Raw genomic sequence first — 23,782 nt, 5'->3', positions numbered from 1 at the left:
GCGTTTGAGGCGCTGGGGTCTGGGGGCGGAGCCCCCGGTTTCGGGAAGGGGCGGGGTGGGGGAGAAGATCCCCGCCCGGGATATCGGCGGCTCGGCTGTCCGCGGCGGCGGACCTCGGCATACGCTGGAGGCGGCGGCCGCCTGCGGTGAGCGGCCCGGGCGGTCGCCCCGGCGGCTGCGGGCACGTACCCCTCCTTGTTCCCCGCGCCCGCGGCGCCGGACGCGGGCGTACGTGCGCCGGGGGCGGCAGCCGAGGTGGCACAGTGGGTGCCATGTGCGGACGCTATGCCTCATCCCGTGCCCCCGAGGACCTCGCCGGCCTGTTCCGGGCCGCCTGGGACCCCCGGGAGACGCTCGCACCGAGCTGGAACGTCGCCCCCACCGACCCGGTGTGGGCCGTCCTGGAACGCCCCGACCGCGACACCGGCACCACCGAGCGCCGGCTGCGCACCCTGCGCTGGGGCCTGGTCCCCTCCTGGGCGAAGGACGCCTCCGGCGGCGCGCGGATGATCAACGCGCGGATGGAGACGGTGCACGAGAAGCCGGCGTACCGCCGCGCCTTCACCCACCGCCGCTGCCTCCTGCCGGCCGACGGCTTCTACGAGTGGGAGCCCGTGCCCGCCACCGCCGCGGCGAAGGCGTACAAGCAGCCGTACTTCATCGCCCCCGAAAACGCCTCCGTGATGGCCATGGCCGGACTGTACGAGTTCTGGCGCGACCCCGCCGTCACCGATGAGGACGACCCGGACGCTTGGCTCGCCACCGCCACGATCATCACCACCGAGGCCGTCGACGCGGCCGGCCGGATCCACCCCCGCATGCCGCTCGCCCTGGACCCCGTCGACTACGGGGCCTGGCTCGACCCCGCCCACCAGGACGTCGACGCGCTGCGCGCCCTGCTCCACACCCCGGCGAACGGCCGGCTGGAGGCCCGCCCGGTCTCCACCGCCGTCAACAGCGTCCGCAACAACGGCCCCCACCTCCTGGAACCGGCCCCCGCACCCTGAACCTCAGGCCCCCCGCACCACCAGGGCGTGCGGGGCCCGGAGCGGCGGCGCGGGCAGCCGGAGCGGACGCCGGCCCGGCGTCAGGGAACCCAGCACCCGCGGGCCGCCGGCCCCGGTGCACCCGGGGGCGTTGCCCGGCAGCCCGTGCAGCGTGAGGTAGCCGAGGACGGCGAACGCGTACGCCTCCTTCGCCGCCGCGGGCAGACCCAGCTCCTCCGAGCCGCGCACGGCCGCGCTCCCGGCCAGCTCCTCGCGGAGCATCCCCATCAGCACCGGGTTGCGGACCCCTCCGCCCGACACGAAGACCTCGGTGGCCCGCAGCGGGCGCAGCGCCCCCGCCACCGTACGTGCGGTCAGCCGCGTCAGGGTCGCCACGAGGTCCTGCGGCGAGGGCGCCGGTCCCGCGCACCCGGCCAGGACGGCCTTCAGGTAGCCCCCGTGGAAGAGCTCCTTCCCGGTGGTCCGCGGCGGCGGCAGCCGGTAGTACGGGTCCGCGAGCAGCCGGTCCAGCAGCGGCTCGTGGACCCTCCCCGCGGCGGCGAGCACGCCGTCCTCGTCGTACGCCAGCCGCCCGCCGGTCAGGTCCCGGACCGCCGCGTCGACGAGCGCGTTGCCCGGCCCGGTGTCGAACGCCACCGGCTCGCCGCCGGCCGGCAGGGCCGTGAGGTTGGCGATGCCGCCGATGTTCAGTGCGGCGGGCACCCCGGGCCGCCCGCGCAGCAGCATGAGGTCGACCAGGCTCACCAGCGGCGCGCCCTGCCCGCCCGCCGCCACGTCCCGCGGCCGGAACCCGGAGACCACGGGGCAGCCGCTGCCCTCGGCGATCCAGGCGGGCTCACCCAGCTGGAGGGTGCCGTGCACCCGGCCGGCCTCGGCCCAGTGGAACACCGTCTGCCCGTGCGAGGCGACCAGATCGGCGCGCCCCCCGCACAGTTCGCGGTCGGCCCGGGCCGCCGCGGCGGCGAAGGCCTGCCCGATGCGCGTGTCCAGGCGGCAGACGTCGGCCAGTGTGGTGGGGGCGGGTGGCAGGGCGGCGGCGAGGGCGCCGCGTACCTCGTCCGGATACGGGTCGCTGACCATGCCCAGCGGCGTCAGGTGCAGCGTGCCGTCGCCGTCCCCGCCGCCGGACAGCTCCAGATCGGCGGCCGCTGCGTCGATGGCGTCGTACGAGGTCCCCGACATCAGCCCGATCACCCTCATCGCAGGGCCTCCCGGTGGTCCGAGCCGCCCGGTGTCAGCAGTGCGGCGGCGCTCACCGCGCACGCCCCGGCGGCGTAGTAGGCGGGCACGTCCGGACTCCCGGTCCTCACGGTCAGCGCGGTGATGACGAGGCCCGCACACCCGGAGAACAAGGCGTTGGCCAGGGCGTAGGCCACGCCCAGGCCCGTGCAGCGGATCCGGCGGGGGAACATCTCGGCGAGCATGGCCGGCCCCGGCCCGGCCAACGACCCGACCAGCGCCCCGGCGAGCAGCACCGCCCCGGCCTTGGCCCCGGGCCCTGCCGCGGGTGACTGGAGCAGGCTCAGCAGCGGGAAGGACAACAGCACCACCGACAGGGCCCCGCAGACCATGACCGGGCGGCGGCCGATCCGGTCGCTGAGGGCCCCGGCGGGCAGGATGGCCGCGGCGAAGCCGAGGTTGGCGAGGGCGGTGGCGAGGAGGGCGTCCCGTACGGAGGTGCCGAGGACGGACTGGAGGTGGGTCGGAAGGACCACGAGGAAGGTGTAACCGGCCGCCGACCAGCCCATGACCCGGCCGATGCCGAGCACGACGGCGTGCACCACTGCGGCCCGGTCCGGCGCCCCTGCCGGCCCGGTGGAGGCGGCCGGGGCGGGGGACGGCGGCGGCTCCTCCACCCCGGTGCGCAGCCACAGCGCCACCGCCCCGAGCGGCAGGGCCAGCAGGAACGGGATCCGCCACCCCCACCCGTACAGGGCCTCGGCGGGCAGGACGGTGGCCAGGGCGGCGGCCGTGCCGGCCCCGGCGAGCAGGCCGAGCGCGACGGTGAAGGACTGGAACGCGCCGTGCAGGCCGCGACGGCCCGGGGGCGCGTGCTCGGTCATCAGGGAGACCGCACCGCCGAACTCGCCGCCCGCCGACAGCCCTTGCAGCACCCGCAGGACCGTCAGCAGGACGGGGGCGGCCGCGCCGATCGCGTCCCGGGTCGGCAGCAGTCCGATGGCCGTGGTGGCGAGGGTCATGACGGTGACGGAGGCGACGAGGGCGGGGCGCCGGCCCGCCCGGTCGCCGAGCCGCCCGAACACCAGCGCGCCGACGGGCCGGAAGAAGAACGCGAGCGCGAAGGAGGCGTACGTCGCGACGAGCGCACCGGCCCCGCCCGCCGGACCGCCGGCGCCGAAGAAGTTCTCCGCGATGACGGTGACCAGGCAGCCGTAGACGCCGAACTCGTACCACTCGACGAGGTTGCCGACGCTGCCGGCGAGCAGCGCCCGCCGGGAGCGGGCGGTACGGGCGCCGGCGTCCGGCGGACGCAGTTCGAGAGGGCTCACCCGTGCTGCGTGCCCCCTCGGCGCCCGCCCGACGCCTGCGGAGGCCGCGGTTCAGCAGTTCGGCGGCAGACGGGCGGGTGAGGGGAGACCGCAGCGGTGGGGCCGGTCAGCCGGCCGCCTGCCAGACCGTGGTGACGTTGCAGAACTCGCGGATCCCGTGCCCGGACAGCTCCCGGCCGTAACCCGACCGCTTGACGCCGCCGAACGGGAGGGCGGGGTGCGAGGCGGTCATGCCGTTGACGTAGATGCCGCCCGCCTGGAGGTCCCGGACGAACCGGGCGACGTCCTCGTCGTTGCGCGTCCACACGTTCGAGCTGAGCCCGAACGGCGTGTGGTTGGCCCGCGCCACCGCCTCGTCGAGGTCCGCCACCCGGTAGAGCGTCGCCACGGGCCCGAAGGTCTCCTCCAGGTCGATGCGCATGTCCGGGGTGATCCCGGCGAGCACGGTCGGCTCGTAGTACCAGCCCTTCTCCAGTGCCGGTGGCCGGCGCCCGCCGCACAGGACCTCCGCCCCGCCGCGCACCGCGTCGTCGACGAGCTCCTCCAGGTCGGCGCGGCCCTTCTCGGTGGCGAGCGGGCCGACGTCGGTGGTCTCCAGCATCGGGTCGCCGACGTTCAGGGCCGCCATGCCGGCGGTGAAGCGCTCGGCGAACTCGTCGTACACGTCGGCGTGGACGATGAACCGCTTGGCGGCGATGCACGACTGCCCGTTGTTCTGCACCCGCGCGGTGATCGCCGTCCGGACGGCCCGCGCGACGTCGGCGGACGGCATCACCACGTACGGGTCGCTGCCGCCCAGCTCCAGGACCGTCTTCTTGACCTCGTCGCCCGCCGCCGAAGCGACCGCCCGCCCGGCCGGCTCGCTGCCGGTCAGCGTGGCCGCCGCGACCCGGGGGTCGCGCAGCACTCCCTCGACGGCGTCGGATCCGATCAGCAGGGTCTGGAAGCAGGCGTGCGGGTAGCCGGCCCGCTCGAAGAGGTCGCCGAGGTAGATGGCCGTCTGGGGGACGTTCGAGGCGTGCTTGAGCAGGCCGACGTTGCCCGCCATCAGGGCGGGGGCGGCGAACCGTACGACCTGCCACAGGGGGAAGTTCCACGGCATGACGGCGAGGACCACTCCGAGCGGCCGGTAGTGGGCGCGTACGGCCGAGGCCCCGCTGTCGCGGACGTCGGCCTCCGCGGGCACCTCGTCGGCGAGCAGGCCCTCTGCGCGCTCGGCGTACCAGCGCATGGCCTTCACGCACTTCGCGGCCTCGGCGCGGGCCGCCGCCAGCGGCTTGCCCATCTCCGTGGTCATGGTCCGCGCGATGTCCTCGTTGTCCCCCTCCAGCAGGTCGGCGGCGCGCAGCAGCAGCGCCGCCCGCTCGGCGAAGCTCGTCTTGCGGTACGAGTCGAAGGCGCGCGCGGCATCGGCGAGACACCGCTCGATGCCGTCGGGCCCCAGCGTGTCGAAGGTGCGGACCGTCTCGCCCGTCGCGGGGTTCACCGTGGCAATCGGCATCCTGGCTCCTCGTCCGTGTCGCCCTCGGCCCCGGCCTCCTCGTCGGCCGGCGACCGCCTCCTCGACCCTGCCCCCTGGGGCAGACCCGCGCAACGCGGCGCGCGTACGGTGCGGGAGCGGGGCCGCGTACGGGCGAGCGCGCGGCCGGCGGAGCCCCGTGTCACACCCTGGCGGACACGCCCCGCGCCGCGGTGGACACGCCCCGCACTGCGGGTTCTTCCTGCAGGCGCGTGATGCGGAGCGGGCCCTGCAGTTCCGGCCCGGCAGCCGGGGCGAGCCGCTGCCGGCGGCGCCGCAGCAGCACCGCGTCCAGGGACAGGGCGGGAGCGCCGGCGAGCACCAGCGGGGTCCACGCCATCAAGTAGGCCAGGTCGTTGCCGTAGTAGTACGGGGTCGCCGCCCAGCTGACGGTCAGCCACAGGCTCAGCGAGACCAGACCCCCGCCGAGCGCCGCGACCCGGGTCAGCAGGCCGGCGAACACCGCCAGGCCCACGGCCAACTCGCCGATGGCCATGGCGAAGCCGAAGGCGACCGGGTCGCCCAGCGCCAGGTCGACCAGGCCGGGCAGGGCCGAGGCGTCCCGTACGGACCGCATCTGCTGCCCGATCGAGCCGTCGCCGGCGGCCGACAGGAAGGCCGGGTCCGTCAGCTTGTCCAGGCCGGCGTAGACGAAGGTCAGGCCGAGGAAGAGCCGCAGCGGCAGGAGGGCGTGGCGGGCCGCGTGCCCGCGCACGACGGAAGTGAACGTGGGCGCCGAGGTGTTCGCCGAAGTGTTCGCCGAAGCGTTCGTCGAGGTGTTCATACGCTGCACACGGTGCGGGGCCCGCCGCGGTTCGATCACATCCGATGTGCGGAAGTGTTGAACCGGCCGCGGCGGATTGGCGTGTTCCTGTTGAGGCCGGGAGACGTACGATGCCCCGGTCCGCTTCCGGGACGAGAAGGAGACACGGTATGGGCAACTCCACTGGCCGGCGCACGGTCCTCGCGGCGGGCGCCGCCTCCCTGGCGGGCGCGGCACTGAGCGGCTGCGGCGCCGACGGCGGCTCCGACGCCTCCGGCGCGCAGGACGCCCCGGCCCCGGCCGGCTCCGAAGCGGGCGCCCCGCAGCCGGCCGGCTCGGCCGCAGCTCCGGCCCCCGCGGGCGGCGGGAAGGCCCTGGCGCGCACCGCGGACATACCGGTCGGTGGCGGCAAGGTGTTCAAGGACCAGAAGGTCGTGGTCACCCAGCCGACCGCGGGCCAGTTCAAGGCCTTCTCGGCGACCTGCACGCACGCGGGCTGCTCGGTCGCCTCGGTGAAGGACGGGAACATCGTCTGCCCCTGCCACCAGAGCCTGTTCAAGGTGTCCGACGGCACCGTGGCGGGCGGCCCCGCGAGCCGACCGCTGGCGCCCGCCCGCATCACCGTGGCCGGCGACAGCATCACCCTCGCCTGACGGACTCAGGCGGGTCCTGCGGCCGCGACCGGGTGCGCCGGCCGCGGGGGTGGCGGCGGCCGGGACCGTACCTCCGCCACCCCTGCCGCCCCTCTCCGCCCCGGCCCCCGCTGCGCCCGTCAGGGGGCGGGGGTGCCGAGGGCGGCGACCGCGGCGACCACCCGGTCCCAGTACCGGTCCGCCTCCAGTGCCGTCGCCACGTGCGCGTTGGCCGGCCGGCCCGTGCGGCCGTGCAGGTCGACGACGGTCGCGCCCCGCGTGTACCGGCCGGCCAGTTCCACCACGACGTTGGCGTCCGTGCAGGGCACGATCCCCGGGTCGATCACCCGGGCCACGGCCACGGGATCGTGCAGCGGCGGGTCCGGGAACCCGTACAGCTCGCGATAGGTGGAGGCGAAGAAGGTCAGCAGTCCCGCACAGGTCCTGCCGAGCTCGGTGCCCAGCGCCTCGAACCGGGCAACCACCTCGGGTGTGGCGAGCGCCTGGTGGGTGACGTTGAGGCCGCACATGGTGAGCGGGACGCCGCTGCGGAAGACGATGTCGGCGGCCTCGGGGTCGGCCTGGACGTTGAACTCGGCGGCCGGGGTACGGTTGCCGCGCTCCGTGGAGCCGCCCATGAGGACGATCTCGCGGATCCGGGCGGCGTCCTGCGGGTAACGGGTCAGCAGCAGCGCGATGTTGGTCAGTGGGGCGGTGGGGACCAGGGTCACCGGCTCCGGATGGCCGGCGAGGATCCGGTGGATCAGGTCCACGGCGTGCTCCGGCACCACGTCCACGGCCGGCTCCGGGAACTCGGGACCGTCCATGCCGGACGCGCCGTGCACGTCGTCGGCCACCGCCAGCGGCTGGACGAGCGGGCGGTCGCAGCCCGCCGCGATGGGCACCCCGGTGATGCCGGCGACCGTGCAGACCCGCCGCGCGTTCAGGGTGGTCTTGGCGAGCGTCTGGTTGCCCGCCACGGTGGTGACGGCGAGCAGGTCCACGGCCGGGTCGCCAGCTGCCAGCATGATCGCGAGGGCGTCGTCGTGCCCGGGGTCGCAGTCGATGACGATCGGTACGGGGCGTGCGGCAGGCGCGGCAGACGCGGCAGGCGCGGACGGTTCGGGCATCGAGTCTCCTCGCTCGGATCGCTGATCCCGGCGTGATCAGTGTGCCCCCGCGGTGCGGACGGGGCCAGCAGGCCCCGGTGGCGCCGGGGGCCTGCCGGCACGTCAAACCGTCCGGTCCGGCGGGCATTTCGGACGGCGGTCGGCGGGCCGCCTCAGGAAGGGACGAGGGTCCAGGTGTGCGGCGGTCCGGTGTCGTCCTCGCGGATGCGCAAGCCCTGGCCGATCCGGTCCAGGAGCTGCCGCAGCCACCGGGAGTCCTGCGGCGGGGCGGGCCACAGGCGCAGCAGGCGGGCCTGGAAGGCCGTGATCCCGAGGCTGGTGAGCCGGCCGGTGTCCGGCTCCAGGGAGGCCAGGTAGAGCAGGCGCAGGTCGTCGCGGTACTGCTCGTAGCCGCTGATGCCCTCGTAGTCGTCGATGAAGTCGCCGCAGCCGTGCAGGATCAGCCGGCCCCGGTACAGCTCCAGCGGGCGGGGGTGGTGCGAGGAGTGGCCGTGCACGAGGTCCGCGCCGTCGTCGACGAGCGCGCGGGCGAAGGCGGTACGGTCGCGGGGGACGGTGTAGCCCCAGTTGGACCCCCAGTGGACCGAGGCCACGGCGAGGTCCCCGGGCCGCTTCTCCTGACGTATCCGTTCGGTGAGTTCACGGGCCGCCGCCGGGCCGGGTTCGGCGACGTACGCGACCCCGGACCGGCTCCGGGTCGCGGCCCAGTCGGCCGGGATGCCGCTGGAGGGCATCCCGAACGAGAACACGAGCAGGCGGCGGCCGCCTTCCAGCGGGACCGCGGCCGGCGCGGCCGCCTCGTCGGCGTCACGGCCCGCCCCGGCCGTCCGCAGCCCGGCGCGGGACAGCGTACGGAGCGTCTCCTGCAGCCCGCGGCGGCCGAAGTCCAGGACGTGGTTGTTGGCCAGGACGCACACGTCGGGGCGGGCGGCCGCCAGGCAGGGCACGTTGCCCGGGTGCATCCGGTAGTGGACGGCCTTGCCGGGGGCGAAGTCGTCGCTCCGGGTGACGGAGGTCTCCAGGTTGATCACACGGGCGGCCGGCGCGGCCGCCCGGAGCACCCCGAGGGACTCCCCCCACGGCCAGTCGAAGCCGACCGGAAGGGGAGGCAGCGGACCGTTCACCGCCTCCGCCAGCGAGACGTAGTCGCGGGCGTCCCGTACCCAGCCCTCCCGCAGCTCCGGATCACCGGGACAGGGCAGGACCTGGTCGACGCCGCGACCGAGCATGACGTCGCCGCACAGGAACACCGAGACCGCGTCGGCAGCCACACCCCCAGGCTAGGACGCCCGTCGGCGGCACCGCAGGTCCCGGACGGCTCAGCCGTGCTCCAGGAGCACCTTCAGCAGGTCCTCCGGCGCGTCGCGCATCACGTTGTGCCCGCTGTCCACGGCGTACGTCCGCCAGTCCGGGAGACCGCTCAGCCGCTCGTACAGGGCCGTGAACGGCGACGGGGTGGGCCACTGCGTCGCATAGACGTACGACTTCGCGGTGGAGCGGCCCGGGCCGCCCTCCAACCTGATCGCCTGGAGCAGCGAGGCCAGCGGGTGCGGGGTGGTGCGCGGGTCGAAGAAGGGCAGCGGGGCGCTCGTGAAGCCGTTCTCGGCGGTGCCGTTCAGGTACCAGGCGCGCTCGTTGTCCGTGACCAGGGACCAGGTGGACTGACCGTCCTCGGGCACCATCGCGTCCACGTACACCAAGCCCCGCACGCGGTCCGGAACCCGGTCCGCGGCGCCGGTGATGACCATGCCCCCGTAGCTGTGGCCGACCAGGACGGCGTCGGTCACCTCCTCGTCGGCGAGGAGGTTCACCACGTCCTCGATGTGGGTGTCCAGGTTCACCGAGGCCGTCAGCAGGTGCTTCCGGCTGCCGAGGCCGGTCAGCGACAGCGGGTGGGCGTCGTGCCCGGCGCGGCGCAGTTCGCGGGCGAGGGGTTCGAAGGTCCAGGCGCCGTGCCAGGCACCGGGGACGAGCACGTACGTCGTCATCGCGGACTCCTGCGGAAGAAGGGGGGAGGAGGGAAGGGAGGGCCGGCCGTGACCGCGCCCGAGGGGCGCCCCGGCACATGATCAAGACTGCCTGGCGGGACTCGGTCGAACGAGTGACCGGACCGCCATGATCTGCACGTATCCGGCCATGACCGCCGCTCGCCGACGCCGTGCTGCCGCGGTGGCGCAGGGGCACCCTGGAGGTATGGGCCGGGCCAACGAAGAGGTCGAGGCACTGCTCCGCGAGTACGCCGACCTGATCGCGATCAGCGGGGCGGACGCCTTCAAGGCGCGCGCCTACGAGAAGGCCGCCCGAGCCATCGGCGGACACCCCGCCGACATCTCCGGACTCGACACCAAGGCACTGATGGAGATCCCGAACGTCGGCAGGTCCATCGCCGAGAAGGTCGAGGCCTACCTGCACACCGGGCACATCCCCGAGGTCGACGCCTCCCGGGCCGCCATCCCGCAGGGCGTGCGTGAACTGACCCGCATCCCCGGGCTCGGCCCCCGCAAGGCCCTGGTGCTCCACGAGGAGCTCGGGATCTCGTCCGTCGCGGAGCTGGAGGCCGCCCTGCACGAGGAGCGGCTGCGCGACCTGAAGGGCTTCGGCGAACGGACCGAGCAGAGCATCCTCCACGGCATCTCCCTGCTCCGGCAGGCCGGCCACCGCATCCTCCTGGACGCGGCCACGGAGATCGCCGAGGAGATCGTCGCGGAGCTGAGCCGGATCCCGGGCTGCGCACGGTGCACCTATGCCGGCTCGCTGCGCCGGATGCGGGAGACGGTCGGCGACCTCGACGTCCTCGTCGCGGCGGACCGGTCCGAGCCGTTCATGACCGCCCTCGTCGGCCTCCCCGTCACGGCCGAGGTCATCGCGCACGGGGCGAAGAAGACCTCCGTCCGGACGGCCGCCGGCCTCCAGGTCGACCTGCGCGTCCTGCCGCCGGCCTCCTGGGGCGCGGGACTCCAGTACTTCACCGGCTCCAAGGCGCACAACATCCGCACCCGCGAGCTCGCCGTGCGCCACGGGCTCAAACTCTCCGAGTACGGGCTGTTCGACGCCGAGAGCGGCGAGAACCTCGCCTCCGAGACCGAGGAGGAGATCTACGCCCGGCTCGGCCTGCCCTGGATCCCGCCGACGCTCCGCGAGGACCGCGGGGAGATCGCGGCGGGCCTCGCGGGGGACCTGCCCGAGCTGGTGACCGAGGCCGACATCAAGGGTGACCTGCACACCCACACCGACCTCACCGACGGGCTCGCCTCCCTGGAGGACATGGTCACCGCGGGTGCCGCGCGCGGATACGCGTACTACGCCGTCACCGACCACGCACCGGACCTCGCCATGCAGCGGATGACGAAGGAGAAGATCCTCGCGCAGCGCGCCCGGGTCCGCGCCCTGGACCGCACGGTGCGCCGGATGCGGCTGCTGCACGGCACGGAGCTCAACATCGGCCCGGACGGCAGCCTGGACTGGCCCGACGAGTTCCTCGCCGGCTTCGACCTCTGCGTGGCCTCCGTCCACTCCCACTTCGGGCAGAGCCGGCAGGACATGACCCGGCGCCTGATCCGCGCCTGCGAGAACCCGTACGTCGCCGTCATCGGGCACCCCACCACCCGCCGGATCGGCAAGCGGCCCGGCGTGGACGCCGACTTCGACGCGGTCTTCGAAGCCTGCGCCCGCACCGGGACCGCACTGGAGATCAACTCCCACCCGGAGCGGCTCGACCTCTGCGACGAGGACGTCCTGCGGGCGAGGAGCCACGGGGTGAAGTTCGCCGTGGACTCGGACGCGCACGCCACCGTGCACCTGCCCTACCTGCGGTACGGGGTCGGCACTGCCCAGCGCGGCTGGCTGACGAAGGACGACGTCGTCAACGCCTGGCCGTGGGCGCGTCTGCAGCGCTTCCTGCGCGCGAACCGCGACTGACGGAGGGCGCGGCTTCCCCGGCGGTCCCGGTGCGCCCGGCTGTGTCGGCTTCCCCGGCGGTCCCGGTGCGCCCGGCCCGCGGGTGTGCCGCGCCGGGCGAAGGGGTCCAGGCCGTACGCGGGGCCCGGTCGGCCGAGGGCAGCAGCACCACCGCCAGCACCGCGCAGGCCGCCGCCAACGCGAACACGGGCGGATAGCCCCGGCCGGCGATCAGCGCACCGGCCAGCGGCGGGACGAGGACGATGGCGAGGTGCTGCCCCATCCCGTGCACGCCCAGGGCGCGGCCCGCCCAGTCGGGGCCGGCGTACTCGGCGACCGCGGTGTTGTGCAGCCCGTTGGTGCTGACGGTCAGCGCCGAGGCCAGGAGCAGGGCGGCGGTGCCCACCGGCGCGTCCCGGACGGCCCCCACGGTGAGCAGGACCAGGTCCGCGGCGGTGACCGCGGCCAGCCACCGCATCGGCCGGACCCGACTGCCGACGGCGTCCGACCACCAGCCGGCCGCCAGGCGCACCCCCGCACCCGCCAGGTTGACGGAGGCCAGGACGGCCCCGGCGGCCGTCGCGGACCAGCCGCGGGCCCCCGTCAGGAACAGCAGTGCGAAGCCGGTCACCACGAACTGCGGCACGCACAGCACGGCCGCGGCGCCGTGCAGCCGCCACACGTGGGCACCGTCCCGGTACGGGGCGGTGGCCCGGGCACCCGCGGGCCGTTCGGGGCGGGCAGGATCGACCGCGAACAGGGCGGTCGCCGCGCCGGCCGCCCCGCACAGCAGGGCACAGAGACCGAAGGCCGCGGCGAGGCCGCCGTGCTGGGCGAGCGGGGGCAGGGCGGCGGCCGCCAGGGCGGTGCCCAACGGCTGCGAAGCCTGCCGCACCCCCATGGCGACGCCGCGGCGGTCCGGCGGGAACCAGCCGATGACCAGCCGCCCGGAGGCCGAGTTGACGGAGGAGCCGAAGGCCCCCGTCAGGACCAGCAGGACACCCAGCGTCCGGGTGCCGTCCACGAAGGCCGCGCAGGCCAGCGCCGCCGAGGCGGCGAGCAGTCCGGCCCCCAGCGCCAGCCGCTCACCGTACCGGTCGGCGACCACCCCCCAGCCGACCAGCCCGAGCAGGATCCCGGCGATCGGACACGAGACGAGGACCCCCGCCCCGGCCAGCGACACCCCGAGGTCCTGCCGGAACGCGGGGATCAGGAACGCGAGGCCGTAGAGCGCCGTCGCACTGGCGGTCTGACCGCCGGTGCCCAGGGCGAGCATCAGCCAACTGCGCGGTATCCGCTGCGTGTTCACACCGGCACTCTAATGAACCTACCGGGATGTGAGACGAAGCGTATTGAATGTCGAGACAGTGTGTGTCGGGCGACGGGAGCCGGAGCGCGACCCGGCCGCCCTGGCCGCCGTGCCGGGAGCCGCCGTCGACGAGCCGGGGACGGGATGACCGGCCGACCCCGTTTGACCCGCCCCGGGCCGGGCAGGCGCTGGCGACCACCGGCCGACCAGGAGGCCGTAGCCATGAGCCACGCTTCGACGCCGTACCCGGAGGCCGCTGCCGGTGCCACCACGGGCACCGACACGGGCGCCGACAGGGGGAGAGATACGGGAAGCGACACGGACCCGGGCCCGGGCGCCGACAGGGGCCCCGGTGCCGGTGCCGACCTGCCCCAGGACCACACCCAGGCCATCCTGGAGACGACCAAACGGGTCGGCACCCTGCTCAAGGCAACGGGCAGGCCCTTCGCCCTCGCCGGCAGCGTGGCCGCGTTCGCCCACGGCGTCCCGGCCCGCTTCCAGCACGACACCGACTTCTGCCTGCGCCGCGAGGACGCACCGGAGGTCATGGCCGCCCTGGAAGAGGGAGGCGTCCGGCTCCGCGAATCCTCCGAGGACTGGCTGGTCAAAGCGCGCTCCGAGGGCGAGGACATCGACCTGATCTTCGAGCTGGCCCGCCGGCCCGTCAGTAGCGATCTGCTCGACCGGGCCGAGGTCCGCTCCGTGGACTCGGTGTACATGCCGGTCCTCGCCCCCACCGACCTCATGGACAGCCTGCTCGCCGCCCTCACCGAGCACTACTGCGACTTCGGCGGCCTGCTGCCCACCGCCCGCGTCCTGCGCGAGCGGATCGACTGGGACCGGCTCGACCGCGCCCACCGGGCCGACCCGCTCCCCGACGCGTTCCTGTACCTCCTGGAACGGCTCGACATCATCGGCCCGCGCGAACACGGCCGGCCCGGCGCGACCGGGAAGGAGCCGCGGTCATGACCGCTCCCCGTCCCGCCCCCGGGGCCGCCCCGGCGGCCGGCGCCGTCACCTACCGCATCGAGCACCTGCGCGACCGGCTCGCCCACGACGACGTCGCCGAACTGGGCGTGCAGATCGACCTGCACGGCGGGGTCCCCGTCCTGTCGGGCACCGTCACCACCCCCGCATGCCGTGACACGGTGCTGCGCATCGCCGCCGAGGAGCTGGACGGGCTGGCCTGGCGTCACGACGTACGCCTCGTCAGCGCACAGCCGCCGGCGCAGGAGCAGGAGGAGGACCTGCCATGACCCGCGTGGCCGCAGTCGGGGACATCCACCTGGCCCCGGGGAGCGAGGGCCTGCTGCGGCCCGCCTTCGACACGCTCGCCGGCTGCGCCGACCTGCTGCTCCTCGCCGGAGACCTCACCCGGCACGGAACCCCCGAGGAGGCCGCGGTCGTGGCCGGGGAGGTGCGGGGCCTGACCGTGCCCGTGGTCGCGGTGCTCGGCAACCACGACTACCAGAGCGACCGCCAGGACGAGGTCGCGGCCGTACTCCGCGAGGCCGGGGTGTCGGTGCTGGAGGGCACCTCCGTACACATCGACGTCCGCGCCCACGACGGCGCCGACGGTGACGGCAGGGTCGGTGTCGCGGGCACCAAGGGTTTCTGCGGGGGCTTCGCCGGGCGCTGCGCCGGGGACTTCGGCGAACCCGAGATGAAGGCCCTCGTCCGGGCCTCCCGGGAGTCCGCCGAGGGGCTGCGGACCGCTCTCGACGGCCTCGCGGACGAGGGGTGCGCCGTACGGATCGCCCTCACGCACTTCGCCCCCGTACCGGACACGCTGGCCGGGGAGCCGCTGGAGATCTACCCGTTCCTCGGCAGCTACCTGCTGGCCGAAGCGATCGACTCGGCGGGCGCCGACCTGGCGGTGCACGGGCACGCCCACCACGGAACGGAGCACGGGATGACGGCGGGCGGGGTGCGGGTCCGGAACGTGGCCATGCCGGTCATCGGCCGGGCCTTCGCCGTGTACCACCTCGATCCGGTGCGGGCGGGCGGGGACGGTGTCGGGGTAGGGCGGCCGGTTCCGGTGCGGGGCCGCGGTTCAGGGGGACCTCCTTCGCGGAGATCATCCGGTCGTTAGGGTGGGCCCGTGGCAGAGGCGAACGGGGCATTGATCGGCGGTCGGTACCGACTCCTCGACCTCGTCGGCCAGGGCGGCATGGGCCGGGTGTGGCGGGGGTACGACGAGACGCTCGGGCGGGAGGTCGCGGTCAAGCAGGTCCTGCTGCCGCAGGGCATCGGCGAGGAGCAACGGGCCGTCCTGCTCCGGCGCGTGGTGCGCGAGGCACGGGCCGCCGCACGGCTCAACCACCCCGGGATCATCACGGTCCACGACGTGGTCGAGCACGAAGGGGCGCCCGCCATCGTCATGGAGTACGTCACCGGCACGTCCCTGTCCGCCGCCGTGGCGGAGGAGGGCGGGCTACCGGAGCGCCGGGTCGCGGAAATCGGCGTCCTGATGCTGAAGGCGCTCGGGCAGGCGCACGCCGTCGGCACGGTCCACCGCGATCTCAAGCCGGACAACGTCCTGTTGATGGACGAACGCGTCATCATCACGGACTTCGGCATCGCCCACGTCTCCGACGCCACGATGACGCTCACCCACACCGGCACCATCATCGGGACGCCCACCTACATGGCCCCCGAGCAGCTGGAGGGCGAGCCCCCGACGCCCGCCACGGACCTGTGGTCCCTCGGCGCCACCCTGTACAGCGCGGTGGAGGGCCGCCCGCCGTTCTCCGCCGACACCTTCTCCGCCCTGTGCGTCGCGATCATCACACAGGAGCCGCGGGTGCCGCAGCGGGCCGGCGCGTTGGCCCCCGTACTGGCGGGCCTGCTGACGAAGGACCCGGCCCGGCGGAGCACGGCGGAACAGGCGCTGGCGGCGCTCGACGCGGTGGCCCGGGGCGAGGGGACCGCGGTACGGACGGCCGGGGCGCGGCCGGTGGCGACGACGGTGGAGGACGCGCCGCCGGCCCGGGGCCGGGTCGGCAGTGCCCGCCCGGAGCCCGACGCCGTCCCAGACGGGGCGGCTGAGCCTGCGGCGCCCGGTGACGCCGCTGCGGGGGCCGGTGCTGCCGTGAGGGCCGAGAGTGCCGTGCCCGCCGGAGCCGCCACGAACGGTCCGGGGCCGCACCCGGCGGGGGCCCGGCTGCTCCGCGGCGGGACCTGCCTCGCGCTGGTCTGGGTGAACACCTACCTGTGGTTCGCGCTCCTCGGGTGGCACGCCCGCTGGCCGATGGGCCCCCTCCTCACCACGGGCCTGGCGCTGGCCGCCGTGAACGGTGCCCTGGCACCCCGGCGGAGGCCCCTCGCCGCCTGGCTGGTGTTCGCCGGGGCGAACCTCGCGGCGTCGTCCGTCGCGGCGACCGCCATCTGGCCCGCCCTGTACTGGGGCTGGGCCCCGGTGCTCCTGAACGCGCTCGTCGTGGCCACCGCCGCCTGGGCCCTGTGGCGCCGGTTCCCGGGCCACCGGGCCGGACGCCGCCCGCCGGAAACGGAGCCAGCCCGGGGCTGACCCGTCCCGAACACCCCGGACGTCGTCCTCGCAGGCCGTCCCGCTCGGGTGCGGTGGCGTGCGCCGCCCCGGCTACGCGCCGGAGCCCTGGGGGTCGGGGGTCCGGGCCGCGACCAGGCGGGCCACGGCGTCGACCACCGCCGCGCGGTGGCCTGCCCGACGCTCCCCGGTCGCCGCGGACCCGGCGGCCGTGGTGAACCAGGCCTGGGCCAGACCCAGGACCAGGGTGAGGACGTCGGCCGGATCGTGGGCCGGGTCGACGTGGCCCCCCTGCTGCGCCGCGCCGAGCGCGCCGAGCTTGCGCGCGTACGACTCGGCCTCCAGTGCGGTGGCCTCCGGGCGTTCCAGCCGCTTCCACATCAGCAGCCGCATGAGCCGCGGGTCGGCCGTGAGGTGGTCGAAGACCGCACCGGCGTAGCCGGGCAGGTTCTCGGCGTCGAAGGGAACGGATTCCGCGCCCCGTTCCAGGGCCTGCTGGATGACCTGGTCGAACAGCTGCTCCTTGTTGCCGTAGTAGACGTAGATCATCCGCTTGTTCGCCCCGGCCGTGTCGGCGATCCGGTCGACCCGGGCCCCGGCGATACCGTACTCGGCGAACTCGTCGAAGGCCGCCGCGAGGATGCGGGCCTTCGTTGCGCTGGAATCACGTGCCATGCGGCCAGGCTAGCAAGTAACTATCCGGTTATTGACAAGCGGCAGCCAGCTCGTGCACGGTGTAGATAACTGGTTAGTTACCTCCCTCGGGAAACGGAGAACACCATGGAAACGCGCGCACTCGGCAGCCAGGGCCTGCAGGTCGGGGCGGAAGGCCTCGGCTGCATGGGCATGAGCGCCTTCTACGGGGCCACGGACGAAGCCGAATCGCTGGCGACCATCCACAGGGCCCTGGAGCTCGGGGTGACCATGCTCGACACCGCCGAGAGCTACGGCCCCTTCCGCAACGAGCGGCTGATCGCGAAGGCCCTGTCCGGCCACAGCCGGGACCGGGTCGTCATCGCGACGAAGACCGGCATCGAGTTCGACGACGACGGCAACGGCTTCGGCCACAACGGGCGCCGCGAGTACATCCACCGCGCCGCCGACCGCTCGCTGCGCCACCTGGGCACGGACCACATCGACCTGTACTACCTGCACCGCGTCGACCCGGACGTGCCCATCGAGGAAAGCATCGGCGCCATGGCGGAACTGGTCGCCGCCGGCAAGGTCCGCTACCTCGGTGTCAGCGAGGCCTCGGCGGCCACGATCCGGCGCGCCCACGCCGTCCACCCCCTGACCGCCGTCCAGACCGAGTACTCCCTCTTCGAACGGGGCCTCGAAACCAACGGGGTGCGGGACGTCCTCGACCAGCTGGGCATCGGCCTGGTGGCCTACTCCCCACTGGGCCGCGGGTTCCTCTCGGGTGCGATCAAGAGCCCGGACGACTTCGCGGAGGACGACTTCCGCCGGACCGACCCGCGCTTCCAGGGGGAGAACTTCGCCCGCAACCTCGCCGTCGTCGACGCCGTGCGGCGCCTGGCCGAGGCCAAGTCCGTCACGCCGTCGCAGCTCGCCCTGGCGTGGGTGCTGCGGCAGGGCGCGGTGCCGATCCCCGGCACGAAGCGGCGCAGCTACCTGGAGGAGAACGTCGCCGCGGCGGACGTCGTGATCACGGACGAGGACATCGCCGCGATCGAGGCCGTCGCACCGCGCGGAGTCGCCTCCGGTGACCGGTACGCCCCGGAGTTCATGGGCACCATCGACGTGTGAGCGCCCTGCGCCCCCGACCGTCCGCGGGAGGGCGGGGGACGCCCGTCGGGGCTGTGCGGGGAGGGCCCTGGTCGCGGCGGCGTTGGTGCGGCCGGGGACCGCGGTGCGGGGGAGGCGCCGGCGGAGTTCCCGGACGGAAGGCGCGGCCGCCACCGCCTCCGGCGCCAGGACGAGGGCGGCGGGCGGCGAGGAAGGTGGGTGCGAGGCCGACCAACGCCTCGCAGCAGGCCGGGGCGAGGGCGAACGCCCGCCCGGCGCCTTGCGTGGAGCCGGTGACGAGCCGCGCCCCACTGGTGGAAGGCGGCGCTCCGCCGGGCCCCGTCGGTGTCGCGGACGAGCGCGTACGCCTGCGCCTCGGCCAGCTCCCACAGGCCCGACGTGCCGCTGCCGTGGTCGTCCCCCGCGGCCCCTGACGACGACGTCCCTGCCGAGGCCGAGGGGTGCGAGGGGTGGCCGGCCGCACTCTTCGACTACTTCCGGCGGGCCGTCCCCGCGTTCCGTGAGGCGACGGGAGAACTCCGGGCGGCCACGCAGGAACGGAGGCGGCGCAAGGGCTGACCGCCTGGCTCGGGCCGGGCCGCTGCCTCCGAACGGGCCCGCCGCTGGCGCGGCCGCTGCCGAGGCGCCCTGTCGGGGCGGCCCGCCGGCGGCCATGCTGAACCGGTGGATGCAAGCGCGGGATTGGCGGAGGGAGCACACATGGGCAGCCTCGGGAGCACCGACGCGGTTCCCGGCGTCGGCGTCGGCGTCGGCGTCGGAGTCGGCACCGGCACCGGCACCGGTACCGGTATCGGCACCGGCGTCGGCTCCGGTGCCAGAGCAGGAAGCGGTGGGGACCGCCTCCACCACGGCAGCGCGGTGGTCGTCAAGCCCGTCACCGGGTACACCGGAGCGGAGATCACCGGCGTCGACCTGACGGAGCCGCTGGACGACGCCGCCGTGGCGGACGTCCGCGCGGCCCTGCTGCGCTGGAAGGTGGTCTTCTTCCGCGGCCAGCACCTCGACCACCAGGCCCACGTCGATCTGGCCCGCCGGTTCGGAACACCGGTGGTGCTCGGTAGGCGTGGTAGCGCCTCACCGTCCGACCACCCCGAGATCGAGACCACCGCCGACCGACTGGAGCTCGGCGGCAGGTACGGCATGGACCGCACCGAATGGCTGGACCGGCGCCGCCACACGCTGCTCCGCGGCTGGCACTGCGACCACGGCGCCCGGATCGACCCGCCCGCCGCGACCGTCCTGCGGGCCGAGACCGTGCCCCCGTACGGCGGCGACACCACGTGGTCCAACCTGGCCGCCGCCTACGCGGGGCTGTCGGCGCCGCTGCGGGGGTTCTTGGACGGGCTGCGCGCCGAGCACCGGTTGGGGGTCGGCTACCGGATGCGGGCCGGTGAGGACGCGTACGTACGTCACCTGATGGAACATCAAATCGCCTCGCACCACCCACTGGTACGGGTGCACCCGGAGTCGGGGGAGCGGCTGCTGTTCGTCAACGGCTACTACGTCGAGCAGATCCTGGGCCTGTCCCGGGCCGAGAGCGCGCCCCTGCTGGAGATGCTCCTGGAACAGGCCGTCCGGCCCGAGTACACCGTACGGTTCCGGTGGGAGCCGGGCGACGTGGCCCTCTGGGACAACCGGGCCACCATCCACCTCGCCCCCGGCGACACCGGGCAGCTGGACCATCCGCGGATCATGCACCGGGTGATGCTGGCCGGCGAGGTCCCGGTCGGCGTGGACGGCAGGCCGTCGGAGGCGGTGGCGGGGAAGCGGCCCGGCCGTTGGTGACCGCCCCCGCGTAAATGACGTGCCCCGCTTCCGCAGCGTTCTCTACACTCGCAACGCGCGCCACCACCGCAACGCGGTACTGCCGGCAATGCGGCGCGCACACCACCGAGTTGGTGTCCGGCCCCCGTGCGGCACACGGCCGCCCGGCAGACGGCGAGCAGAGAAGGGGAACAGGTCATGAGCGGTCAGCACACCGTCGTCGCCTTCGTTCCCCGTTCCCGGTACGACGTGATCCCGGTGTCCCGGGTCGTGCGGTGCCCGCTGCGCGGCCGGCACCGCACCGCTCGACCGTGACGCACGCGCGGATCCGCCGGGTGCACTGAACCCGGCGGAGTCCGCCCGGCCCACCGGCCCCCCCGGATCCGCCTCGACGGCCGGATCCCGAGGTTCCCGAGCCCACGCGTGCCCGAGGTTCCCGAAGGCGCGCGATGTGGCGCGTCTCCCGGGTCTCCCGAGCGCTCCGGTGTCCTGCCGGGCTCCCGCGTACCAGCCCTCCCCTCCGCTCCCCTCCGTTCCGGGCGGCTCCCGTACTGCGCGTACTGCGCCCCTGCCGCCGCGGCCTCGCCGTGGCGCGCACGGCCGTGCGCGGTGACGGCCCGACGACCGGATCCGGAGGAGGTACGGAGTGGGGGAGGCGCCGTGTGCGGGAGGCCGGGCCTGAGGCGCCGCTGAGGCCTGAGGCCTGCTGCCTGTGGCTGCCTCCGTGCGTCCGGCAATCGCGCAGCCCTTCCCACTCACCCGTTCACCATCCGAAAGGCCCGGGCCATGCGCACCAGCCGGCAGATCCCCACCACCTCCGCCCCCGTCCCCACCACCGTCCGCAACCTCGGCATCCTCGCCCACGTCGACGCCGGCAAGACGACCGTCACCGAGCGCATCCTGTTCGCGGCCGGTGCCGTCCACAAGCGCGGCGAGGTCCACGAGGGCACCACCGTCACCGACTTCGACGCCCAGGAGCGCGACCGCGGCATCACCATCTTCGCCGCCGCCGTCAGCTGTGCTTGGAACGGCCACCGGATCAATCTGATCGACACCCCGGGCCACGTCGACTTCGCCGACGAGGTCGAGCGGTCCCTGCGCGTGCTGGACGGCGCGGTCGCCGTGTTCGACGCCGTCGCCGGCGTGGAACCGCAGAGCGAGTCGGTGTGGCGGCAGGCGGACCGGCACGGCGTCCCGCGGATCGCGTTCGTCAACAAGCTGGACCGGGCGGGCGCCGACCTCGACACGGCCGTCGCCTCGCTGCGCGACCGGCTCGGCACCGTACCGCTCGTCGCCCAGCTGCCCATCGGCCGCGAGGACGGCTTCACCGGCCTCGTCGACCTGGTGCGGATGCGTGCCCTGACCTGGCCCGCGGACTGCGACACGTACGAGACCGCGGACGTCCGCGACCCGGGCGCGGTGGGCGACGCCGACCTGCGTGCGGAAGCGGAACGGCGCCGCCGCCTGCTGGAGGAGACTGCCGCCGAGCTGCATCCGGTCGCGCTGGAGGAGTTCTGCACCACCGGCACGTTGTCCGACGAGACCCTGGCGCTCGTCCTGCGCGAGGTGACCCTCCAGGGTTCGGGCACGGTCGTCCTGTGCGGCTCTGCCTACCGCAACCGGGGCGTCGAGCCGCTCCTGGACGCCGTCGTGGCCTACCTCCCCTCGCCCGCCGACCTGCCGCCCGTGCGGGGCCTCGGGCCGGACGGCGGAGAGCAGGAACGCCGGCCCGACCCCGCCGCACCGGTGGCCGCGCTCGCCTTCAAGGTGGCGGTGACCGCGACCGGCCGCCTCACGTACGTCCGCGTCTACTCCGGAACCCTGCGGAAGGGGGACACCGTGCTCGACACCGGCACCGGCCGGACCGAACGCGTCGCCCGCATCCTGCGCGTGCAGGCCGACCGGCACTTCGAGCTGGACGAGGCACGGGCCGGCGAGATCGTCGCCGCGGTCGGCCTGAAAACGGTCCGCGCCGGCACCACGCTGTGCACGCCGCAGGCGCCGCTACTGCTGGAACCGCCCACCGTCGCGGACCCGGTGGTGTCGGTGGCGGTCGAGGCGCGCCGCAGCGCCGACACCGGACGGCTGGCGACCGCGCTGGTCCGGCTGGTCGAGGAGGACCCCTCGCTGGTGGTGCGCAGCGACCCGGAGACCGGGCAGACCGTTCTGTCCGGCATGGGCGAACTCCATCTGGAGGTAGCGGTGGAGAAGATCCGCCGGGACCACGGGCTGGAGCTCACGGTGGGCCGGCCGCAGGTCTCGTACCGGGAGACGGTGGTGCGCGGTGTGTCCGGCCTGGTCCACCGGCACGTCAAGCAGGACGGCGGGGCCGGGCAGTTCGCCCACGTCGTCATCGACGTCGAGCCGCTGGACGTGGCGGAGGGAGCCGAACAGCACGAGGCGGCCTTCGCGTTCGGCTCGACCGTCGTCGGGGGACGTGTCCCGCAGGAGTTCGTACGCGCCGTGGAGGCGGGCTGCCGGGACGCCCTCGCCGACGGGCCGCTGGGCGGCCACCCGGTGACCGGGCTGCGCGTCACGCTCACCGACGGGGCGACGCACTCCAAGGACTCCTCGGAGCTGGCGTTCCGTACGGCGGGTCGGGCCGCTGTGCGCGCCGCGCTACGGGCGAGTGCCATGGCCCTGCTGGAGCCGGTCGCCGAGGTCGTGGTCACCGTCCCCGACGATGCGGTCGGGGCCGTGCTCGGCGACCTCGCGGCCCGCCGCGGGCGGGTCACCGGCTCCGCCGGGCGGTCCGGCACGACGGCGGTCACCGCCGTGGTGCCGCTGGCCGAGCTGTTCGGGTACGCGTCGCGGTTGCGCGGCCGCACCCAGGGCCGCGGCACGTTCACGACCCGCCCGGCCGGTCTGGCCCCGGTCCCGGAGACGGTGGCCGCGGTGGTCCTGGCCCGCTGAGCCCGGCACCTGCGGGAGCCGTCCTCGCCCGCCCGGGCCGGCGAGGACGGCCCGGTTCCGGGACCCCGCAGGCCGGGCCCGCTCCCGACCCGCGGGGCTTCCCGCCCAGGGGACTTCCCCGGGCCGGGAAGGCGCCCGGCCTCGGAACGGGTGGGCCCGCATGTCGTGTCGCGGATGAGCGAGAGGTCGACGGGCTGTTCACGAGCCTCCGGCGCGGCGAGCTGCGAGTGGTCGCAGCACCAGACTTACTTCGACAAGTCTCTATGTTGACAGCCATCTAATCCGGTGGGAGAGTCGATGTATTGACAGATGTCGAAACAAGCCGTTCTTTCGGATGGGAGACCACCATGTCCCGTGTCCAGCTCGCCCTGCGGGTCGCCGACCTCGAAGCCTCGATCGCCTTCTACTCCAAGCTGTTCGGGGCCGAGCCCGCCAAGCGCCGCCAGGGCTACGCCAACTTCGCCATCGCCGAGCCCCCGCTCAAGCTCGTCCTCATCGAGGGCGAGACCGGTGAGAACACCCGCCTGGACCACCTCGGCGTCGAGGTCTCCTCCACCGAGGACGTCGCCGACGCCACCACCCGCCTCAAGGACGCGGGCCTGGCGACCTTCGAGGAGACCGACACCTCCTGCTGCTACGCACTCCAGGACAAGGTGTGGGTCACCGGCCCCGGTGAGGAGCCGTGGGAGGTCTACGTGGTCAAGGCCGACGCCGACACCCTGGAGAAGGCCGGCACCGCCGCGGACGCCTGCTGCGGCACCACCGCCTGCTGCACCCCCGACGAGCGGGCCGTCGACCCGGACCGGACACCCGCCGAGGCCAAAGCCGCCGCCGGCTGTGCCTGCGGCGGCTGACCCGCCGCCCGTCGGCCCCCGCGCCGTCCTCTCCTCGCCGAGCCCGGGGGCTGCACACCTACGCCACGGGTGACGTAGGTGTGCGACGTTCCCGGGGCCGGGGCTCACCCGGGCCGGGGGAGCGCCGGGTCCCCCCGGAACCCGGGCCCGTCCACCCGCCGGCCCGGGCCCGGGACCTCAGGACCCGTCCGCGTCCCCGGGACCGGCTC

19 protein-coding genes and 1 pseudogene are annotated in these 23,782 nt (G+C 74.6%); 11 read left to right on the top strand and 9 right to left on the bottom strand.

Annotation, left to right across the window (positions count from 1 at the left end; translation table 11 throughout):
- The first annotated feature begins 272 nt into the window (after positions 1-272).
- Positions 273-1,007 carry an SOS response-associated peptidase gene (locus tag ACFV7Q_RS31460; RefSeq protein ID WP_385433635.1) on the top strand — a complete coding sequence of 245 codons (735 nt, stop codon included), beginning with the start codon at positions 273-275 and terminating at the stop codon, positions 1,005-1,007.
- 3 nt (positions 1,008-1,010) lie between these two features.
- Here the strand turns inward: ACFV7Q_RS31460 and ACFV7Q_RS31455 are convergent, their stop codons facing one another.
- The 4 genes and pseudogenes from ACFV7Q_RS31455 to ACFV7Q_RS31440 form a co-directional block, all read right to left on the bottom strand.
- Positions 1,011-2,207 carry an anhydro-N-acetylmuramic acid kinase gene (locus ACFV7Q_RS31455; RefSeq protein ID WP_385433633.1) on the bottom strand — a complete coding sequence of 399 codons (1,197 nt, stop codon included), beginning with the start codon at positions 2,205-2,207 and terminating at the stop codon, positions 1,011-1,013.
- A complete protein-coding gene (locus tag ACFV7Q_RS31450) occupies positions 2,204-3,517 on the bottom strand; it encodes an MFS transporter (RefSeq protein ID WP_385433631.1) in 1,314 nt (437 codons plus the stop codon). The genes ACFV7Q_RS31455 and ACFV7Q_RS31450 overlap by 4 nt, the downstream gene beginning before the upstream one ends.
- 106 nt (positions 3,518-3,623) lie before the next feature.
- Positions 3,624-5,018, bottom strand: a complete 1,395-nt coding sequence (locus tag ACFV7Q_RS31445) for an NADP-dependent succinic semialdehyde dehydrogenase (protein WP_385433629.1) — start codon at positions 5,016-5,018, stop codon at positions 3,624-3,626.
- 277 nt (positions 5,019-5,295) lie between these two features.
- A pseudogene (locus ACFV7Q_RS31440) lies at positions 5,296-5,820 on the bottom strand (DoxX family protein); the annotation flags it as partial.
- 149 nt (positions 5,821-5,969) lie between these two features.
- Here ACFV7Q_RS31440 and ACFV7Q_RS31435 point away from each other — a divergent pair.
- Complete coding sequence (locus tag ACFV7Q_RS31435; RefSeq protein WP_385433627.1) at positions 5,970-6,452, top strand: Rieske (2Fe-2S) protein; 483 nt, start codon at positions 5,970-5,972, stop codon at positions 6,450-6,452.
- A 119-nt stretch (positions 6,453-6,571) separates the two neighbouring features.
- Here ACFV7Q_RS31435 and ACFV7Q_RS31430 read toward each other — a convergent pair whose 3' ends face one another.
- From ACFV7Q_RS31430 to ACFV7Q_RS31420, 3 genes are all read right to left on the bottom strand, one after another.
- Positions 6,572-7,561 (bottom strand): nucleoside hydrolase, encoded by a 990-nt coding sequence (locus ACFV7Q_RS31430; RefSeq protein WP_385433625.1) that lies wholly within the window; start codon positions 7,559-7,561, stop codon positions 6,572-6,574.
- A 152-nt stretch (positions 7,562-7,713) separates the two neighbouring features.
- A complete protein-coding gene (locus ACFV7Q_RS31425; protein WP_385433623.1) occupies positions 7,714-8,832 on the bottom strand; it encodes a CapA family protein in 1,119 nt (372 codons plus the stop codon).
- A gap of 48 nt (positions 8,833-8,880) precedes the next feature.
- Positions 8,881-9,549, bottom strand: coding sequence for an alpha/beta fold hydrolase (locus tag ACFV7Q_RS31420; protein ID WP_385433621.1), 669 nt, complete (start codon positions 9,547-9,549; stop codon positions 8,881-8,883).
- Between the two features lie 205 nt (positions 9,550-9,754).
- Between ACFV7Q_RS31420 and polX the strand changes: the two genes are divergently transcribed.
- A complete protein-coding gene (polX, locus tag ACFV7Q_RS31415) occupies positions 9,755-11,479 on the top strand; it encodes a DNA polymerase/3'-5' exonuclease PolX (RefSeq protein WP_385433618.1) in 1,725 nt (574 codons plus the stop codon).
- Here the strand turns inward: polX and ACFV7Q_RS31410 are convergent.
- The gene (locus ACFV7Q_RS31410; RefSeq protein WP_385433616.1) at positions 11,424-12,767 is read right to left on the bottom strand and encodes an MFS transporter; all 1,344 of its coding nucleotides are present in this window, start codon (positions 12,765-12,767) and stop codon (positions 11,424-11,426) included. The two genes, polX and ACFV7Q_RS31410, sit on opposite strands and share 56 nt — an antisense overlap.
- Positions 12,768-12,989: 222 nt before the next feature.
- Between ACFV7Q_RS31410 and ACFV7Q_RS31405 the strand changes: the two genes are divergently transcribed.
- Genes ACFV7Q_RS31405 through ACFV7Q_RS31390 form a run of 4 tightly spaced genes read left to right on the top strand, consistent with a single transcriptional unit; the run spans position 12,990 to position 16,296 of the window.
- Positions 12,990-13,736, top strand: coding sequence for a nucleotidyltransferase family protein (locus tag ACFV7Q_RS31405; protein WP_385433614.1), 747 nt, complete (start codon positions 12,990-12,992; stop codon positions 13,734-13,736).
- Positions 13,733-14,023, top strand: a complete 291-nt coding sequence (locus tag ACFV7Q_RS31400; RefSeq protein WP_385433612.1) for a hypothetical protein — start codon at positions 13,733-13,735, stop codon at positions 14,021-14,023. The genes ACFV7Q_RS31405 and ACFV7Q_RS31400 overlap by 4 nt, the downstream gene beginning before the upstream one ends.
- Positions 14,020-14,859, top strand: a complete 840-nt coding sequence (locus ACFV7Q_RS31395; protein WP_385433607.1) for a metallophosphoesterase — start codon at positions 14,020-14,022, stop codon at positions 14,857-14,859. The genes ACFV7Q_RS31400 and ACFV7Q_RS31395 overlap by 4 nt, the downstream gene beginning before the upstream one ends.
- A gap of 9 nt (positions 14,860-14,868) precedes the next feature.
- Positions 14,869-16,296 carry a protein kinase gene (locus ACFV7Q_RS31390; protein ID WP_385433605.1) on the top strand — a complete coding sequence of 476 codons (1,428 nt, stop codon included), beginning with the start codon at positions 14,869-14,871 and terminating at the stop codon, positions 16,294-16,296.
- 72 nt (positions 16,297-16,368) lie between these two features.
- Here ACFV7Q_RS31390 and ACFV7Q_RS31385 read toward each other — a convergent pair whose 3' ends face one another.
- A complete protein-coding gene (locus ACFV7Q_RS31385) occupies positions 16,369-16,950 on the bottom strand; it encodes a TetR family transcriptional regulator (RefSeq protein ID WP_385433603.1) in 582 nt (193 codons plus the stop codon).
- 105 nt (positions 16,951-17,055) lie between these two features.
- On the opposite strand from ACFV7Q_RS31385, the gene ACFV7Q_RS31380 reads away from it, so the two are divergent.
- The 4 genes from ACFV7Q_RS31380 (at position 17,056) to ACFV7Q_RS31365 (ending at position 23,573) form a co-directional block, all read left to right on the top strand.
- Positions 17,056-18,042: an aldo/keto reductase gene (locus ACFV7Q_RS31380; RefSeq protein WP_385433601.1), complete on the top strand. Its 987-nt coding sequence runs from the start codon at positions 17,056-17,058 to the stop codon at positions 18,040-18,042.
- A 699-nt stretch (positions 18,043-18,741) separates the two neighbouring features.
- Complete coding sequence (locus ACFV7Q_RS31375) at positions 18,742-19,827, top strand: TauD/TfdA dioxygenase family protein (RefSeq protein ID WP_385433599.1); 1,086 nt, start codon at positions 18,742-18,744, stop codon at positions 19,825-19,827.
- A gap of 765 nt (positions 19,828-20,592) precedes the next feature.
- Positions 20,593-22,719 carry an elongation factor G gene (gene fusA / locus ACFV7Q_RS31370; protein WP_385433597.1) on the top strand — a complete coding sequence of 709 codons (2,127 nt, stop codon included), beginning with the start codon at positions 20,593-20,595 and terminating at the stop codon, positions 22,717-22,719.
- 347 nt (positions 22,720-23,066) lie between these two features.
- Positions 23,067-23,573, top strand: coding sequence for an ArsI/CadI family heavy metal resistance metalloenzyme (locus ACFV7Q_RS31365; RefSeq protein ID WP_385433595.1), 507 nt, complete (start codon positions 23,067-23,069; stop codon positions 23,571-23,573).
- Positions 23,574-23,782: the final 209 nt, after the last annotated feature.

Source organism: Streptomyces sp. NPDC059851, from assembly GCF_042732005.1.
Lineage (GTDB): Bacteria > Actinomycetota > Actinomycetes > Streptomycetales > Streptomycetaceae > Streptomyces.
The sequence above is the reverse complement of the archived record's forward strand: the minus strand, read 5'-3'. Positions and strand labels throughout refer to the sequence as shown.